This is a genomic window from Candidatus Saccharibacteria bacterium (assembly GCA_016700375.1).
In the GTDB taxonomy this organism is placed as follows: Bacteria; Patescibacteriota; Saccharimonadia; order Saccharimonadales; family UBA4665; genus JAGXIT01.
Genome location: CP065016.1, coordinates 1,083,210 through 1,099,984 on the forward strand (window position 1 = coordinate 1,083,210; position 16,775 = coordinate 1,099,984).

At 51.1% G+C, this 16,775-nt stretch carries 11 protein-coding genes; 9 read left to right on the forward strand and 2 right to left on the reverse strand.

Features of this window, described 5'->3' with window-relative positions:
- Positions 1-86: 86 nt before the first annotated feature.
- The gene (locus IPP75_05610) at positions 87-3,278 is read right to left on the reverse strand and encodes a hypothetical protein (protein ID QQS69358.1); all 3,192 of its coding nucleotides are present in this window, start codon (positions 3,276-3,278) and stop codon (positions 87-89) included.
- Positions 3,279-3,648: 370 nt separating this feature from the next.
- Between IPP75_05610 and IPP75_05615 the strand changes: the two genes are divergently transcribed.
- The 8 genes from IPP75_05615 to sbcB all read left to right on the forward strand — a co-directional run bounded on the left by IPP75_05615 (position 3,649) and on the right by sbcB (position 13,110).
- Positions 3,649-3,933, forward strand: a complete 285-nt coding sequence (locus tag IPP75_05615) for a hypothetical protein (protein QQS69359.1) — start codon at positions 3,649-3,651, stop codon at positions 3,931-3,933.
- A 298-nt stretch (positions 3,934-4,231) separates the two neighbouring features.
- A complete protein-coding gene (locus IPP75_05620) occupies positions 4,232-5,509 on the forward strand; it encodes an ethanolamine ammonia-lyase reactivating factor EutA (GenBank protein ID QQS70165.1) in 1,278 nt (425 codons plus the stop codon).
- The gene (locus IPP75_05625) at positions 5,502-7,343 is read left to right on the forward strand and encodes a hypothetical protein (GenBank protein QQS69360.1); all 1,842 of its coding nucleotides are present in this window, start codon (positions 5,502-5,504) and stop codon (positions 7,341-7,343) included. Before IPP75_05620 ends, IPP75_05625 begins: the two co-directional genes overlap by 8 nt.
- 2 nt (positions 7,344-7,345) lie before the next feature.
- The gene (gene ruvX / locus IPP75_05630) at positions 7,346-7,771 is read left to right on the forward strand and encodes a Holliday junction resolvase RuvX (GenBank protein ID QQS69361.1); all 426 of its coding nucleotides are present in this window, start codon (positions 7,346-7,348) and stop codon (positions 7,769-7,771) included.
- A complete protein-coding gene (gene mltG / locus IPP75_05635; GenBank protein ID QQS69362.1) occupies positions 7,761-8,822 on the forward strand; it encodes an endolytic transglycosylase MltG in 1,062 nt (353 codons plus the stop codon). Before ruvX ends, mltG begins: the two co-directional genes overlap by 11 nt.
- Before the next feature lie 368 nt (positions 8,823-9,190).
- Positions 9,191-10,294: a LysM peptidoglycan-binding domain-containing protein gene (locus tag IPP75_05640; GenBank protein QQS69363.1), complete on the forward strand. Its 1,104-nt coding sequence runs from the start codon at positions 9,191-9,193 to the stop codon at positions 10,292-10,294.
- A gap of 23 nt (positions 10,295-10,317) precedes the next feature.
- Positions 10,318-11,589, forward strand: coding sequence for a GTPase ObgE (gene obgE, locus IPP75_05645; protein QQS69364.1), 1,272 nt, complete (start codon positions 10,318-10,320; stop codon positions 11,587-11,589).
- A 78-nt stretch (positions 11,590-11,667) separates the two neighbouring features.
- Positions 11,668-13,110: an exodeoxyribonuclease I gene (gene sbcB, locus IPP75_05650; protein ID QQS69365.1), complete on the forward strand. Its 1,443-nt coding sequence runs from the start codon at positions 11,668-11,670 to the stop codon at positions 13,108-13,110.
- Between the two features lie 352 nt (positions 13,111-13,462).
- Here sbcB and IPP75_05655 read toward each other — a convergent pair whose 3' ends face one another.
- Positions 13,463-13,876, reverse strand: a complete 414-nt coding sequence (locus IPP75_05655; GenBank protein ID QQS69366.1) for a hypothetical protein — start codon at positions 13,874-13,876, stop codon at positions 13,463-13,465.
- Between the two features lie 62 nt (positions 13,877-13,938).
- Here IPP75_05655 and uvrA point away from each other — a divergent pair, with 62 nt between their 5' ends.
- On the forward strand, positions 13,939-16,755 hold the full coding sequence (gene uvrA, locus IPP75_05660; protein QQS69367.1) for an excinuclease ABC subunit UvrA: 2,817 nt from the start codon (positions 13,939-13,941) through the stop codon (positions 16,753-16,755).
- Positions 16,756-16,775 lie beyond the last annotated feature (20 nt).

The following is a 16,775-nucleotide window of genomic DNA, read 5'->3' on the forward strand; positions in this document are numbered from 1 at the left end:
GCCAAGATGATTTGACCCCGCAGTTTCAAATCGCGCCAGGCATTATTTACCCGTGCGCGTATCACTTATTAGGGAAACTATGCTAGCTACGGACCGCGCTTCAGCGCATGTATGAAAGCTCTCTTTTCCGTGATGCCGGCAGAGTCATCGTACGAATAAGGCGCTGTTGTGGGGTACAGCAGTGCCGAGGTAAACTTCGCGCCTGACCATAATGTCTTCGCGGCACGTCTCATCTCAGTCTGGAATCCGGCCGACAAGACAAACAGAGGCATATCCATGCCTTTTGCATAATTCTCAGCTGTGGTGATGGCGTTCATGACCATTTCTCGTTTCCAGTACGGGTCAGGGTGCATCGCGTATAACGGTTCCAGCACCAAGACCGGTTTCATGCGATCGTCCTGCGCGATTCTCATGACCGCATTGCCTATGACGTTCCCGCCGCTGTTGCGCATAATCATCATCTTCGCGTCTGCCGAGAGCAGGCCGCCAGCGCCATGTTGGTTCGATCCATACGCATAATGCAGGCAGTTACTTATGGGCTGTACGCCGGCCAAATACACCGCTTCCAATGCGTGTGTCAGGGTGATAGTAGAGGCATCGCTGGCCAGTTTGAAAGCTTCGGTATGGTCTTTTTTCCATATTTCTAGTGCGGATTCCGGTATATCTGTAAGGTTATTGCCCTTCGGATGCCTGAACTTCCAGGCGTTAATATCATTGCCATCTCCTATGAAACCCATCATCTCACCGAAGTAATTCTGGAGCTTTCCGCTTCGGCTTGAGGTGTGCAGCCACATGGCATATTTTATGAGATCTATACCGTCCGCGCGCAGATAGCTTATCGCATTCGTTGCCCGCTGGTCGTATACGCCCAGCCGTTCCAGTGCAAGGCGGCAGGTTCCTTCTGAGCGTTCCTCTGGCGTGAGCGCCGCGAGCAGTTTCATCTCGGTTTGACCGGTAAGCTCCCGGTATAGGACCATTGTCTCTAGCGCCGCCAACTCATTCTTTTCAGTGCTTTTGCCCCGCAGTACCGGGAGCGTCGCCGTGACGTCAGTACAGTCCCGCAACCTGTCGCACAAATCATAGAAGTAAGAATAATGCAGCAGGATGTTACGCCGCCTACCCTCAATGCTTTCCGGTGCGAATGGCATGGCTGATACTCGTTCGCTGAGGACTTCATCACTGAATGTCTTCGCCCGTAATCGTCGGATCATGCCGCCATGGGCTTTCGGTGCGACTTTTCGCAAGGGGTCTTCGTAAGGCGTCTGGGCGAGCACTCGGCTCTCGATGCTCTGTTTGAAGTACCGCTCCATGTAGGATCTTTGGGATTCCAGGCTCATGAGTGCTGGGTTGGCCGTAAACCTGTCGAAGACGTATTGTCTATGGTGGTCGGTCATGTAAGGCCATATGGCCCACAGCGTATCGACAAGATGCTCAGTGGCAAGCTTGTTGAATATGCCGGATACACTTCGCTCGATTTCCTCCGGCGTCATTTTATGGGCAATTTTGCGAAGGCTGCACGCCCCCATGTATACGTCAAAGTATTCAGGACTTTCCAAGAGTGTCCTGACGTATGCATCCTCAGTATCAAGTAAAGTATTTTTCAGCTTGCTCGTGTCTGGTAACTGTGTGAGCATAGTTTTGGTCAATTTGCTGCCGAAGAAGTTATAGCAGAGGTTAATCACGATTTGCTGGGCCCAGTTTTCGTCATCTTCATCCATGCCTGAGAGACGTTCGGTGAGCATCTGGACGCATTCTTCAGTGGTGAGAGCCGGTTTGTCCGCTTCAAGCACATCGCGGATAGTATAGGCCATATTATAAAGAGAACTGCTATTCAGCACTTTCCTCCTGATGCTTTCCACTATGGAATCCTCCTCGCCTACAATGGAAGCGAGCAAATCCCATGTATCTGTCGGTACGTTATCTTTCGATTCATTCCAAAGGGTCATGACGACTTTTTTCAGGCGTTCTTCTTCCCCCTCATAAAGCTTCGCAAGTTTATCCAAATGATAGAGAAGATAGTCCTCTTTCCTAAGCGCAGCCAGCTCTATAACACTACGGGCGAACTCGGTATCGTCGGGAGATATTTCAAGGGCGGAATAAACCTTCAGCTCCCTAGGGTGTTTTTCGCCTTCAGGTATTTCAAGCAAGGCATCATGTATCTTTTGGAGCGTTTCGTGGTCAGCGCTATAAACGCGTGCTTCCCAGCTTGACTTCGTATGTTCGATGCCGTTTTGCGCGTCAGTAAGTTCTTTTTGAAAGGCTTTCAGCGTGTCGGTGCCGTGTAATTCGTCATAATCCGTGCATAACCGTTGGATCGCAGCTGAAAGCACTGGGTCGTCTTTGGATAAATATGCGAAGATTCGTTCATGTGATCGCGAGTGCCTCTTCAGCTCCAGTTTCAGATCTGCTTTCACTGCGGCAAGTACAGCTTCCTCCTTTGATCTGCCGGAGAATCCTTGTAGGTCAAACAAAAGGCGTGTCCCGATTGCTTCATGTTGGACTTGTGGGGCATATACGCTGCTCCCTAGTGTCGACAAGCCTGTTTCGATACGACCGTCCAGATTCGCCAAAATCTCCTCTACGCTGATGATGCCGGCGGCAATCGTTTCTTTGAGATTGTCCATGGCGCGGTGGTTGCGCCCTGTGTAGTCATTGTCTTTGCGGACCGGTGGACATAAAACCGCTTTAGCCCCTAATGAGCCCCAGAAGTAGGCGTTACGGTTCATATTGTCCAACAAACGGCCGCGCTTTTCCAAAGGGGGAAGGGCATTGGTTTCACGCAAAGCGGCGAGCATGGATACCACCGGGATGTTATCCTGAAGCGTTAGGACTTGGTTGGCTGCCTCGGCGGCGACGTGCTTAGGCGCTGTAACAGCGAATTCATCGAAGAATTCCGACATCAAGACCTCATTGGCCGCGGCAGCCCTGCATACCTCCTCGTTCTCTTCCTCGTTCAAGACGCCGGCGAACATGCCAGGGTGATGTATGATACGCTCGGGTTTTTCATAGGCAGATTTCTTCAGGAATCCTTTGTATTCAGGTTCAAGAGCGTGCAGCGCGGTAATGACTTCATCGTAGTAACCGAGTGACTGCTCGCGGAGGAAGAAGCGCATGTGTCCGTCAGGAGCGACCTCTTGGAAATCCATTCTAGCGGAAAGTTTCGGATTGTATGTCCCCATCCTTTGTAAGGCAAGTAAGGAAGGCTCATTTATCATCGCTTCTATCTCGGCATGACAGAACTCAGGACGAACCAGCGTTTGGCACGTTTCAGCACTCATAATGCAATGAATTATACTACTTATAAAATAATATTGCAATTTTCTAATTAATATAGAATAGAATTGCAATACCATTTATTACAATGTAGTTACTTATAAATTAGTAAGACACGAGTTTCGCACTCTACCGCTCATGTGCATTTTCTCCTCGCAGCACGGAACGAACCGTACTGGGGTACGGTGAAGTGAGTACTACAGAGGAAAAATGTGCAGGAGCCAAAGAAGCCGGCGGAGTCAGATGTTCCGCATCTGAGCAGGCTGGCTGGTGTGAAATCCGTGTACGAAAGGAATTGTGATGTTTAGAGAAGTATAAAGCGGTAGGCGACACGCCTTGTTGCCCGAAGAACTCGATGTTTATCGTATTGGTCACATGGAGGTTGACGATGTCCGTTTTGCCAGGCCGTATGCCATGCGAGTTGATATGGAGCGACGACTGTGGCTAGACGCCACCCATCCGACCAGTCCCGAAGAGGCGGAGCACATGCCACTAATGATTACGCGCACACTCGAAGGGTTTTGCGTGACAGTCCAAAATCATCCGGAAGCGGGCTGGAATTTGGAAGGTGCTGAAGAGCTAGAGACCAATTACGGTGAAGACGTTGAGTACATTCCGGTGGCACGCTTGTTTGATCCTAAGGCACACAAACGTCTATAAAGACTTCTCATCTGGAAGGCTATCCATTTCTGGTTTAAATGTGCTCGCACAGATGGCTCCGCTCCTTAGATGAGCAAAACGTTACTGCGAGCACTGCATCCTGACCCACACTCACTTTTTACTCCTGTGTCATCCCGACCGGAGTGGAGGGATCTCGTTAGGCGTACATCAGACGGGATCTTTCGGCTTCGCTCAAGATGACATTCAAAAAGTGAGTGTGGGTCAGCGCTCCATCTTATGGTAAAATGGAAACCATATGCTTGATAAGGTCAAGGTTCTTAAAGATAGTGCTGCTGCTATGGCTACAAAGGCCAAAACTCGGGTTAAGCGCGGGAAAGAGGCTGGCCCGCCAGAAAAGTATCTCGTTGCACTCGATATAGGCACAGAGTACGTGAAGGCACTGATAGCGCGCGTGACTGATGAGGCCATCGACATCATCGGTACTGGCAGGGCACGTCAAAAGCTTAGCGATATGCAGGCAGGAGCTATTGCGGACATCGGCGGAGTGGTCGAAAACTGTGACGCTGCGCTCAACGAGGCCGAACAGCAGGCAGGTGTGAGTGTGCGAAGCGCAGTTATTGGTATAGCTGGTGAGTTAGTGAAGGGGACCACTACCACCGTAAGAGTTGTGCGCAAAACGCCGGAAAGGGCTATGGATATGCCCGAAGTTGAGCGCATTATCAAACTCGTTCAGCAACGGGCCGAAGCAAAGGCAAAGCAACAGCTTGCCTGGGAGCTGGGCGGTAAGGACGTTAGTGTGCGTCTGGTGAATAGTGCGCTCGTTGGTATGGAAATAGACGGCTACCCCGTCACAAACCCAGTCGGTTTTCAGGGCAAGGACGTACTCGTGCAGCTCTACACCGCTTTTGCGCCACTGATACACATTGGTGCGTTAGAACGCACAGCGGAACAGCTAGACCTTGACCTGGTGGCGGTGGCGGCCGAACCATTTGCCGTGGCTCGTTCGGTCATTGGAGACGACCAGTCGGCCAGTATGAGCGCCATACTGATGGACGTGGGTGGTGGTACTACGGACATTGCTGTGGTAAATGACGGAGGCGTACAGGGAACAAAGATGTTTGGCATAGGTGGCCGGGCATTTACGAGAGCTATTGAGCGTGACCTAGGCGTAGAGTTTGATGATGCCGAACAGCTGAAGTTGGGTCTCGCAGTGAATAGTGTGCCTACGCAAAAAGTTGCCGCAGTCGAAGAGGCGCTTTCAAAAGTACTCGATGTGTGGGTCGACGGCGTTGAACTGGCGCTGAGCGAATTTACCAAGCTTGACCATTTGCCGCACCGTTTGTACCTGTGTGGGGGCGGTTCAAGTTTGCAAATGTTGGTTGACCGTTTACACGACAGCGACTGGTATACAAAACTGCCGTTTACCCGTAAGCCTATCATCGAACATATTCATCCTGACCAAGTAGTAGGCATAATTGACCAGAGCGGCAAAGTGAAAGACCATACGTATGTAACGGCTATGGGCCTGCTGCGAGTAGGACTCGATACGGTACAATATACCGGTACGAGCGGCGATAGCATAAAAGAAAAGCTGGATAGGATTCTCCATGTCTGATGAAAATAAGATAGTCGTGAAAGCGGGCAAGCCGAAGCTTAAATCGCCAAAGCCTGTTAAGCAAAAACCTGTCCGCAAACCAATCGCGGCACTGACTCCTTCGCCGAAGCTAAGTACGGTTACTGGCACAACAGCAAAAGAAACATTGTATGTTGATGTTGACGACGAAATCACGGCCATAATTGAGAGGGTCAAGAGCGCAAAGGGCGGCATCATTGCATTGGTATTGCCAAAACGTGCGATGGTACTACAAAGCATTGTCAATATGCGACTACTGAAACGTGCCGCTGAGTCCGAAAAGAAGAATCTTGTTCTTGTGACGTCAGAGGCGAGCCTTTTGCCGCTTGCAGGGCTTATTGGTATGCACGTTGCTGAAACACCTTCGAGCAAGCCAACTATTCCTCCGCGTCCAGACATGCCGAGCGATGAACCCGAAAGTGTGGATGAGCCTCTCTCAGTCGCGGACAGTACCGCGAACTCAGACGAAGAATTCAATGCAGAGACGGCCGCCACAACACCCATTGGTGAGTTGGCCGGCATGACGCCTGTTGCTGATGAGCCGAGTGAAGAAGTTATTATTGATGACGGTACCGAGCTAGGCAAAACCACGGGCGAAGACAAACCGAATGTAACGCCCGTAAAGAAGAATAAAAAGCTGGCCGTACCTAATTTTGATGCGTTTCGTCTGCGCGTTGCTTTGATTATCCTTGGGGTTATTGCGCTTATTGTGGGCTGGGTGTTTGCGACGAAAGTTTTGCCGAAGGCAACAGTAGTTATTCAAACAAACTCACAGGTCGTAAAGAGTAATCTAAGCCTTACACTCAACACCGCTGCAAAGCAACTCGACGAGGAAAATAAGATTGTTCCGGCAACCGCACAGACCCAACAGAAGAGCTATACTCAGCAAATCGCGACAACTGGCCAGCTGAACAAGGGTCAAAAAGCAACCGGCAAAGTTTTACTCACAAACTGCAGCGCAAGCGGGAATACCATTACGGTGCCAACAGGAACTAGTGTGAGTTCTGGCGGTATGACCTACATAACGCAGTCGACAGCTGTGTTGGATACAAGTGCTTTTACGAGTGGCGGGGTATGCAAGAGCTTGAGCGACACTTCGGCAACGGTGTCGGTTACGGCCCTAAAGCCAGGCGTATCATATAACATTGCAGCGTCGACATTTACCCTTTCGCTCAACAATGTCACCGCCAAGTCATCTACGGCATTTTCCGGCGGGACAGACGAAATCGTCAAGGTTGTCGCCCAGGCTGACATAGACGCGGCAAAGGCGAAAATCTCCACCCAAGACACAGCGCAGTTAAAACAAGACATGGAGGCGGCGCTGCGAGCAAAAGGGGTTTTGCCCATACCGTCGACCTTTTTAGCTGGCGAACAACAGGTAACTCCAAGTGCAAACCCGGGTGAAACAGCAGATATTGTGACGGTAAGTGCTGTAGTGCCTTACAGCATGCTTGGTATAAAACAACTCGATTTGCAGGCACTTGTCGTTGCAAATGTGAACGAGCAAATTGACAGCAAAAAGCAAAAAATTCTCGACGACGGTATCGCCAAGGCAGTGTTTACGCAGCAAACTCCTGGTTCGGCGACAAGCGCCGTTGTCAGCGTGCGAGTGGAATCGGTCGCTGGCCCAGAGCTCAACGTTGAAGAACTCAAGAAGCAGGTTGCAAGCAAGAAAGCAAACGAAATAAAGCAAACTATTGGTGCGCTTCCGGGTGTTACCGATGTGCAGGTAAGCTACGGGCCGTTCTGGGTATCTACTGCTCCGAAAGACACAACTAAAATCACCATTACAGTGGTAAAACCAACTACTAAGTAACCATGGCGGCTTACGAGTACATACTGGCGATTGACTATGGCTCGAAACGAGTGGGACTCGCTATTGCCCACAAAATTGCACGGTTGCCTCGACCCCTTACCACGCTACAAGCATCGGAACATCTGTTAGTAGCGATACAGCGTATCATTGTCGAGGAGAGTATAGGGCTCGTAGTGGTGGGCGTGCCGCACAATATGGATGGCAGCGAAAGCAAACAGAGTCAACTATGTGCCGCATTTGCCCGAGAGCTCAGCAGTGTTTTGACCATACCTGTACGAACTGCTGACGAGACGCTTTCCAGCGAAGAGGCCGAATCAGCCTTGCGAGCCATGGGCAAGGACTACTCAAAATCAGACGTAGACGCCATGTCAGCAGCTGTAATACTCGAGCGATATTTTGATGAAGGAGGAGATAATAATGGCATATAAAATGCATGGATTTGCCGCAAAACATAGACCCAAACGAAGTGTTTGGAAGATTGTTTTTGGCGGCATAGCAGTACTGCTCGTAGGAGTCCTTGTTGCAGGGCTTTTGTTTTGGCGAAGCTACCAGGCAGGTTTAAGGCCCGTTGGTGGCACCGGAGCAGAAACGGTCGCAATCGAACAGGGGGATTCGGTTCAGAGCATTGCAAAAAAGCTCAAAACAGCGGGACTAATCCGGAGCGAAACGGCATTTCAGTACTATGCACGATTTCATAAAGTCAGCCGGTATCTGCAGGCCGGTTCTTACGAAATAAGTCAAAATCAGGGTGTACCGGAAATCGTTTCACAGCTCACGAGGGGTAAGGTGGCAACAACCCTCGTAACCATACTTCCCGGCAAGCGGCTTGACCAAATCCGTCAAGCACTCGTTGACCAAGGATTTCCGGAAAAAGAGGTCGACGAGGCGCTTGTATCGTCACAGTACGAAAACAATGCTGTCTTTCGCGGAAAACCGACAGGCACAAACCTAGAGGGCTATCTTTTCCCCGAAACATTCCAGCGCACTGCTTCAACCAAAGCAAAGGACATCGTAGAACAGTCAATTCTACAGCTGCAAAAGAACATAACACCAGAAATAGAGACAGGCTTTAAAGCGCAGGGGCTTACGGTGTACGAAGGCATCGTCTTAAGCTCTATTGTTGAAAGAGAAGTCATTCACCCCGAGGACAAGGCGCAAGCGGCGCAGGTGTTTATAAAGCGGCTAGAGATAGGAATGCCGCTCGGCAGTGACGTTACCGCACATTACGGCTCAATTTTGGCCGGTAAGGGGAAAGATGTGACGTATGACAGCCCGTACAACACCCGTTTGCATACGGGCCTCCCGCCAACACCGATTAGTAATGTTAGTAAAAGTTCTCTTCAGGCGGTAGCGCGCCCTGCCGCAACCGAATGGCTCTTTTTTGTCAGCGGCGATAACGGAACGACATATTTTTCCAAGACCTTAGCTGAACACGAGGCATTAGCTGCAAAATACTGCCACAAATTGTGCGAAGAATAACAGGGGTAGATTGAACCTCACGGTCTGACCCACACTCACTTTTTACTCCTGTGTCATCCCGACCCCCGTATCAAGTACGGGGTAAACTCCGTGGAGGGATCTCGTTAGGCGTACATCAGACGGGATCTTTCGGCTTCGCTCAGGATGACATTCAAAAAGTGAGTGTGGGTCAGCCTCACGGTTGCAAGAACAGGCAAATTTGCTATACTACACATCATAGCCATCAGTACGATGGTTATGCTTTTATGCGTACCTAGCGATATAAACAAGGTACCCGGTACCGCAGTAACAGTAACGTAAAACGCGCATAAGAGTCTCAGGCTAACCGGTTCAATTTGAACATAGGCGCCAGGAGAAAAATCATTAGCATGTACAATCCGCGGTCAATTGCTGCCGAACGTCTCCAGCGGGGACGAAAACTGGCAAGTAATCGACTTCAGAAATCATTACGCCGCAAGGCTGTTAAAAAACGGTTGGTTCGCCTTGGACTTGTAGGGGCAAATCTAGTACTTTTAGGCGGAGTGCTCTTCTTTGTTGTTACCAGCTCCCATTCCCATACCGATGCCAATCTTTCATCGCAAACCACCGCAGAAACGGTCGCGGTCAGCCCCGTCGATAGGCTGACTTCTTTTGATGTTGCCGCAAACATTGCTAAAACCGTCAACCTTCCCGAACGCACCCCCATCGCAAACCAGGCGCAGAGTGCTCGTGTTGCGGTGGTTGTAAGTGCTAGTGACACGAGTGTCGCTGCAAAGCCGCAGGTTATCACGGCCGGTCTCAAGAGCTGGCGCGATATAGCCGAATACACCGTTGCTGCCGGGGAAAATGTGCCTGCCGTCGCACAGAAATTTGGTATCACCTCCGAAAGTGTTCGCTGGTCAAACGGTCTCAGTGGCGATAGTGTTACTCCTGGCACAAAGCTCATAATTCCTCCGGTAAGCGGCCTTGTCTACACTGTTAAAACCGGAGACACACCGCAAAGTGTGGCTACGGCGTACCATACGTCTGCAGAAAAAATTGTTCAGGACAACGATGCCGAAAACGGCCTACCCGTCGGCAAGCGTATTCTGGTGCGCGACGGAAAAATTATACCGGTTGTAACGCGTACCTACACGAATGCAACGTCCGTATATGCCACTAGTTTTTCACCTCGCTACGGTGCAAATGGCTACGACTGGGGGTGGTGCACATACTATGCTGCTGCTCGTTCCGGTGCACCTGGCAACTGGGGTAACGCCAATACGTGGGCGTATTATGCACGGCTAAGCGGTTGGCGCGTCAGTTCAGTCCCCACAGCCGGCGCTATTTTCCAGACACCTGCTGGTTGGGCGGGGCACGTTGGTATTGTTGAGGAAGTGTACGATAACGGCACTATGAAAGTTAGTGACATGAACGGCTTTGCTGGCTTCGGCCGAGTCGGTTACGCGGTTGTTTCAGTCGGGGCCTACCCGAACTATATTAGTCGGAGTTAGGCTACCTCTGTTATAATACCCACGTGAAGTTTATAGACACGGCTGAAGTACGAGTTGTAGCGGGCGATGGTGGCAACGGCCGAACCAGTTTTCGTAAAGAAAAATTCGTTGACCGAGGTGGACCAGACGGTGGCGACGGCGGCAAGGGCGGCGATATTGTTTTTGTGGCCAGCCGAAACCAAAACACGCTCATGGACTTTCGTTATCACCGCGAACTCACGGCAGAACGTGGGGGTGACGGCGGCAAGACACGCAAGCATGGACGGGGTGGTAAAGACCTTCGTGTCGCTGTGCCGGTCGGTACGGTTGTCTCTGAGGACGGTAGAGAACTTGTGGATTTGTCGCAAGATGGGCAAGAGGCAATCATTGCAGCTGGGGGCCGTGGCGGGTATGGAAATGCCCACTTTGTGAGTAGCGTTAGGCAGGCGCCAAAATTTGCCGAGCCAGGTGGCGAGGGCGAAGCGCGTAATCTTCGGCTTGAACTCAAACTTATTGCCGATGTTGGGCTTGTGGGTCTGCCAAATGCCGGCAAGTCTACACTATTGTCGGTGGTGAGCAACGCGCGTCCAGAAATAGCCGACTACCCATTTACAACGCTTACACCGAACCTCGGAGTTGCCGACCTCCCGGGGGCTGGCAGTATGCTAATTGCCGATATACCTGGTCTAATCGAAGGTGCTGCCGAGGGCAAAGGCTTGGGCGACGAATTTCTCCGGCACGTTGAACGCACGGCAGTCCTCCTGCATTTGGTCGACGCGACCAGCAATGATATCGTTACGGACTACAAAACCATAGAAAATGAAGTGAAAGCCTACTCTGTAGATTTGTCATCCCGGACGAAAATAGTCGTACTTACCAAGGTTGACCTTAGTCTGCCTGAGCTCGTTATTGAAGCCGAAAAGGCGCTAGCCAAAGCAACTCCCAAGGGTACGCAAATATTTGCAATATCGTCGCAAGCGCACCAGGGTACCAAAGAATTGCTCTATGCCACGCTCAAGCTTGTCCAAGAGGAACGAGCAAAAACTGCAGCCGCAGTCAAAGAGTCCGAAGATGCCTTGCCTGTGCTTCGTCTGACAACCACAGACAAATGGACGGTTGAAAAAAACGAGAACGGCTACAAAGCATTTGGCGGACGGATTGACAAATTTGCTGCCCGTACCGACTTTACGAACGAAGAATCAGTTCGGCGCTTCCGTGATATCTTGAAGAAAATGGGAGTCCTGCACGCGCTGTCCCGCAAGGGTGCTAAACCCGGAGATACGGTGCGTTTTATTACCGGCGAAACAGAGTTTTGATATTCCGAGTACACCCTATGGGCATGGTTCACTCAAGGCGAGCTGTTTCCTCAAAGGTCATCATGGTAGACTGAAAACGTGAGCAATCAAACTTTTTTTTGGTATGACCTTGAGACATCTGGTATAAACCCGCGTGATGACCGAGTGATGCAGTTTGCCGGGCAGCGGACCGACCTGCATTTGGAACCCATAGGTGAACCGGTCAATATACTTATTCGTCTGGGCGAAGATATCCTGCCTGAACCCGACGCAGTGCTCTTAACCGGCATAACTCCACAACAAACGCTGGCGGACGGGGTCACTGAGCTTGAGTTTTTGAAAATTTTTTACGACACTGTCGCAATTCCCAGTACAGTTTTCGTCGGCTTCAATAGTATTCGCTTTGACGATGAATTTATGCGCTACCTTAACTACCGAAATTTCTATGACCCGTATGAATGGCAGTGGAAGGACAGGCGAAGTCGCTGGGATTTGCTGGATGTGGTGCGCATGACACGAGCGCTGCGACCAGAAGGCTTGCAGTGGCCGGTTGTTGATGGCAAGCCCGGCAACCGCCTAGAGATGCTTACCAAGGCTAACGGCATTGAACATAGTAACGCTCATGACGCACTTGCAGATGTAACTGCTAGCATAGCACTTGCCAGACTTATTCAGACACAACAGCCAAAACTGTTCCAGTGGTTGCTCGAGTACCGCGATAAATCTAAGGTGAAGCAGCTTGTCGAGTCGAAGGAGCCATTTGTGTATAGTAGCGGTAAGTACGACGCAGAGTTCGATAAAACGACCGTTGCCGTACAGCTCTGCGAACACCCCAAAAAACAGGGCTCACTCGTTTATGATTTGCGCTATGACCCAACACTGTTTCTCGATATGGATGCCAAGACGCTCGCAGAGCGTTGGCGTTGGACAAGAGAGCCAAATGCACCAGCTCGCCTGCCGGTTAAAACTATGCAGTACAACCGCTGCCCTGCTGTTGCGCCGCTGAGTGTGCTTGACACGGCTTCGCAGGATAGGATTCAGTTACGACACGAAACTATAGCAGCGAACCATAAAATTCTTTTAAAGCACCCAGAATTTGTTGGTGCCGTTCAGGGGGCACTAACTATTCTCGATACTGAACAAATTAGTCGGCAACAGGCTAAAACGCAAACTGTCGATGCTCGCCTGTACGACGGGTTTTTTGACAGTCACGACGGAAACTTACTCGGTGTCGTGCGCGCTTCGGAGCCGACGGAGCTGACGCCAGAGCTGGCGGCTCGTTTCCACGATGAACGCCTCAGAGACTTGTTCCCACTGTTCAAGGCGCGCAACTACTCGCGTAGCTTGAGTCACGAGGAGCGTTCGGCTTGGGAGGTGCACCGATACCATGCGCTGTTTGATGGTGGCGAACAAAGCCGATTGAGTCAGTTTATGCACCGCTTGACTGAATTGTCCGCCCGGGAAACGGCCAAAAATAAACATTTTCTGCTTGAAGAGCTGCAGCTGTACGCCGAAAGTATTTTTCCAAGCCAAGAGATGTGAGCGATGTGGCGCTGGCAAAGCATAATCTGAACTTATGGTCGGTGTGTTTAATGACAACGTGCTGTAGGCTATAGAAGGCAAATGTTTCTGGGGAGATGTATTTGAAATGACCGTCGTCGCCCTGCCTACAGAGGCATGAACACGGACATATATTTCATACATAACCCAGAGTAAAAACAAACAACTGGCAAGGGTAAACCAAAACGTATGCTCAGGTTGGTAGTCAGTTCCTGGTATTTGACCGAGTACAATTGTTTCTTCTATAGACACGCTTACCACCTCTGTAAACAAGCTTAATGAGGTGGATTATATCACATAATTACAAAATAATCAATATAGTTATGTAAAATGTTTATGGTTTTGTTTTGCGTTTCCTGCGTTGCTTCAACGACTCGAGCCGCTCTCGGTTCATAAGCGCAATGAATGTTGCGGCAAAAAAGAAGCTTACGGCTATTGAAACCTGCCACCAAACGGCATGTGTCCACATCAGGTAGGCCGAGGTAACGTATAGCGTAAGAGCGACAATGTCATACGCCCATTGAGCGACGAGGTTCTTGGGGAACATTTTTTGAACGAACGTTCCGCCATTTTTTAGCACGTAATCACGTAGGTCTTGCGCCCATTTGTTGTGGATGCTCAGCAAGCCCAGCCCACCAATGAAAAGTGGCAATCCACCCGGTCCCGGCAGCCAGCCTGTTAACGCAGACGCAACGATGAGCAAATAGCCTGCCGTATCTACTAAAATTCTATTTTCGCGCCACTTCATCACCTGTATTGTACCAGCTTGGCTAGAAAAAACCGCGCCGTTCGCGTATACTATACCGACTTATGATGCATGAAAAGATAGTGGTAAAGGGTGCGCGGGAGCACAACCTCAAAAACATAGACGTGACCCTGCCGCGCGAGAAGCTGGTGGTTATAACGGGGCTCAGCGGCTCCGGTAAATCGAGCCTGGCGTTCGACACCATTTACGCTGAAGGGCAGCGCCGCTACGTTGAGTCACTATCTGCCTACGCCCGGCAGTTTTTGGGTCTTATGGAAAAACCCGATGTCGACCAAATAGACGGACTAAGCCCGGCAATCTCCATCGACCAAAAATCCACTTCGCGGAACCCCCGCAGCACCGTGGCAACGGTGACCGAAATATACGATTATTTACGCCTGTTGTTCGCGCGTATTGGTGTGCCGCACTGTCCGGTGTGTGGGAAGCCCGTTGCCCGGCAGACTACGGCGAACATTGTTGACCAAGTTATGCTTTCGCCAGAAGGGGCGCGGCTCATGATACTCGCGCCAATCGTTATAGACAAAAAGGGGCAGTTCGAGCATATCCCCGAGCAGTATCAACGCGCTGGTTTTGCCCGTGTGCGGGTAGACGGCGTTGTATATGCCCTAGACGAATTTCCGGAGCTCGATAAAAACATCCGCCACACCATTCAGGTCGTGGTTGACCGTCTGGTAAACGACGATGCTTCACGCACGCGCCTCGCGCAAAGCGTCGAGCAGGCGCTCGATATTGCTGAGGGCAAGCTGGCTGTACTAAACGCCGACAGCGATGAGCTGCAAACCTATAGCCTTATGTACGCCTGCATAGACCATCCCGAAGTAGCTATACCAGAGCTCGAACCGCGCACGTTTAGCTTCAATAGCCCGCATGGGGCATGCCCAACCTGCACTGGTCTGGGGAGCCGCTTGGTTGTTGACCCGGAGCTGGTCATTCCAAATGGTCGTCTCACCATTGCCGAAGGGGCAATTCGTCCGTACAACCGAATCAATATGGACAATTGGTATGTGCGCAAACTTCAGGCCGTAGGCGACAAGCATGGTTTTACGCTGCATGAGCCGACCGCGCACATTTCTGAGGTCAATCTTCACCGCATTTTGTATGGCACCGGAGACGAAATATACAAAGTTTCACTTGGACACGGCCGCGCCTTTAACTCCACATATGAGGGTGTTATTCCAAATCTAGAGCGCCGGCACAAAGAAACCGAAAGTGATTTTATGCGCCGAGACATCGAACGCTTTATGCAGGAAAAGCCGTGTGCGGCCTGCGAGGGGCGGCGGCTCAAGCCCGAAGTTCTGGCAGTAACCATTGCCGGCCAGTCTATTATGGACATTTGCGAGCTTTCCATCGATGATGCACTTGACTACTTCAAGCACCTCCAGCTGAATGAGCTCGAAATGAAAATTGCCAAACTGGTGCTCAAAGAAATCTCAGCTCGTTTGCAGTTTCTGCAAGATGTCGGGCTGAATTATCTCACGCTGCTCCGTTCGGCCACGACGCTTTCTGGCGGTGAGGCGCAGCGTATCCGGCTGGCAACGCAAATCGGCTCTGGGCTCATGGGTGTGCTCTATGTGCTAGACGAGCCGAGTATCGGCCTGCACCAGCGCGACAATGGCCGGCTTATCACGACACTCAAGCGGCTACGCGACCTCGGCAATACCGTGCTGGTGGTTGAACACGACGAAGACACCATACGCACCGCTGATTATTTGCTCGACATCGGTCCGGGTGCAGGTATACACGGCGGCCATGTAGTCGCGCACGGTACGCCTGCGGACGTCGAAAAGACCCCAGGCAGCATTACTGGCCAGTATCTTTCAGGTGTCAAGAAAATTGCTGTTCCGGCCAAACGCCGAAAGGGTAACGGCAAAACCATTTCCATCATCGGCGCGCGCGAAAACAATTTACAGAATGTGACAGTAGACATTCCGCTTGGTGAGCTGGTAGTGGTGAGCGGCGTGAGCGGCAGTGGCAAATCCAGTCTCATCAACGACATTTTGGCAAAAGAGCTGCAGGCACGCCTGCACCACGCTAGCACTGTACCTGGCCGTCACGACGACATTCAGGGGATTGAGCACCTCGATAAGGCTATCATTATCGACCAGTCACCTATAGGCCGCACGCCGCGCAGCAACCCGGCCACATACACCGGCTTGTTTACCCCCATCCGTGAACTGTTTGCTGGCGTACCAGAAGCCAAGCTCCGAGGCTATTCACCCGGACGGTTTAGTTTCAATGTTAAAGGCGGTCGCTGCGAAAACTGCTCGGGCGACGGTATCATAAAAATAGAAATGCACTTTTTGCCCGATGTGTACGTACCGTGCGAAGTCTGTCATGGCAAACGCTATAACCGCGAAGCGCTCGAAATCCACTACAAAGGCAAAACCATCAGCGACGTACTGGAAATGACCTGCGAGCAGGCGCTTGAGTTCTTTGAAAACATCCCCGCCATTGCCCGCAAACTTCAGACGCTGGTGGACGTTGGGCTCGGTTATATAGCCCTCGGCCAACCGGCTACCACGCTCAGTGGCGGTGAGGCGCAGCGCATAAAACTTGCCAGCGAACTATCACGTCGACCCACCGGCCGCACGCTCTACATTTTAGACGAACCGACCACTGGCCTCCATATGGCCGATGTAGAAAAGCTGCTTCATGTGCTACACGCGCTCGTGACAGCCGGAAATAGCATGGTCGTTATAGAGCACAACCTAGACGTCATAAAAAGTGCCGACTGGCTCATAGACATGGGTCCAGAGGGCGGCAACGCCGGCGGCACCATCGTCGCCGAAGGCACACCTGAACAAATTGCAAAAACGTCGCAATCTTACACTGGCCAATACTTAGCGCACATGCTGCGCTAGTTTCCAATTTCCAATTTTTA

Coding starts and splice junctions, on each gene's coding strand:
- IPP75_05610 (QQS69358.1), bottom strand. CDS start 3,278: ATGAGTGCTGAAACGTGCCAAACGCTGGTTCGTCCTGAGTTCTGTCAT.
- IPP75_05615 (QQS69359.1), top strand. CDS start 3,649: ATGGAGGTTGACGATGTCCGTTTTGCCAGGCCGTATGCCATGCGAGTT.
- IPP75_05620 (QQS70165.1), top strand. CDS start 4,232: ATGGCTACAAAGGCCAAAACTCGGGTTAAGCGCGGGAAAGAGGCTGGC.
- IPP75_05625 (QQS69360.1), top strand. CDS start 5,502: ATGTCTGATGAAAATAAGATAGTCGTGAAAGCGGGCAAGCCGAAGCTT.
- ruvX (QQS69361.1), top strand. CDS start 7,346: ATGGCGGCTTACGAGTACATACTGGCGATTGACTATGGCTCGAAACGA.
- mltG (QQS69362.1), top strand. CDS start 7,761: ATGGCATATAAAATGCATGGATTTGCCGCAAAACATAGACCCAAACGA.
- IPP75_05640 (QQS69363.1), top strand. CDS start 9,191: ATGTACAATCCGCGGTCAATTGCTGCCGAACGTCTCCAGCGGGGACGA.
- IPP75_05655 (QQS69366.1), bottom strand. CDS start 13,876: ATGAAGTGGCGCGAAAATAGAATTTTAGTAGATACGGCAGGCTATTTG.
- uvrA (QQS69367.1), top strand. CDS start 13,939: ATGATGCATGAAAAGATAGTGGTAAAGGGTGCGCGGGAGCACAACCTC.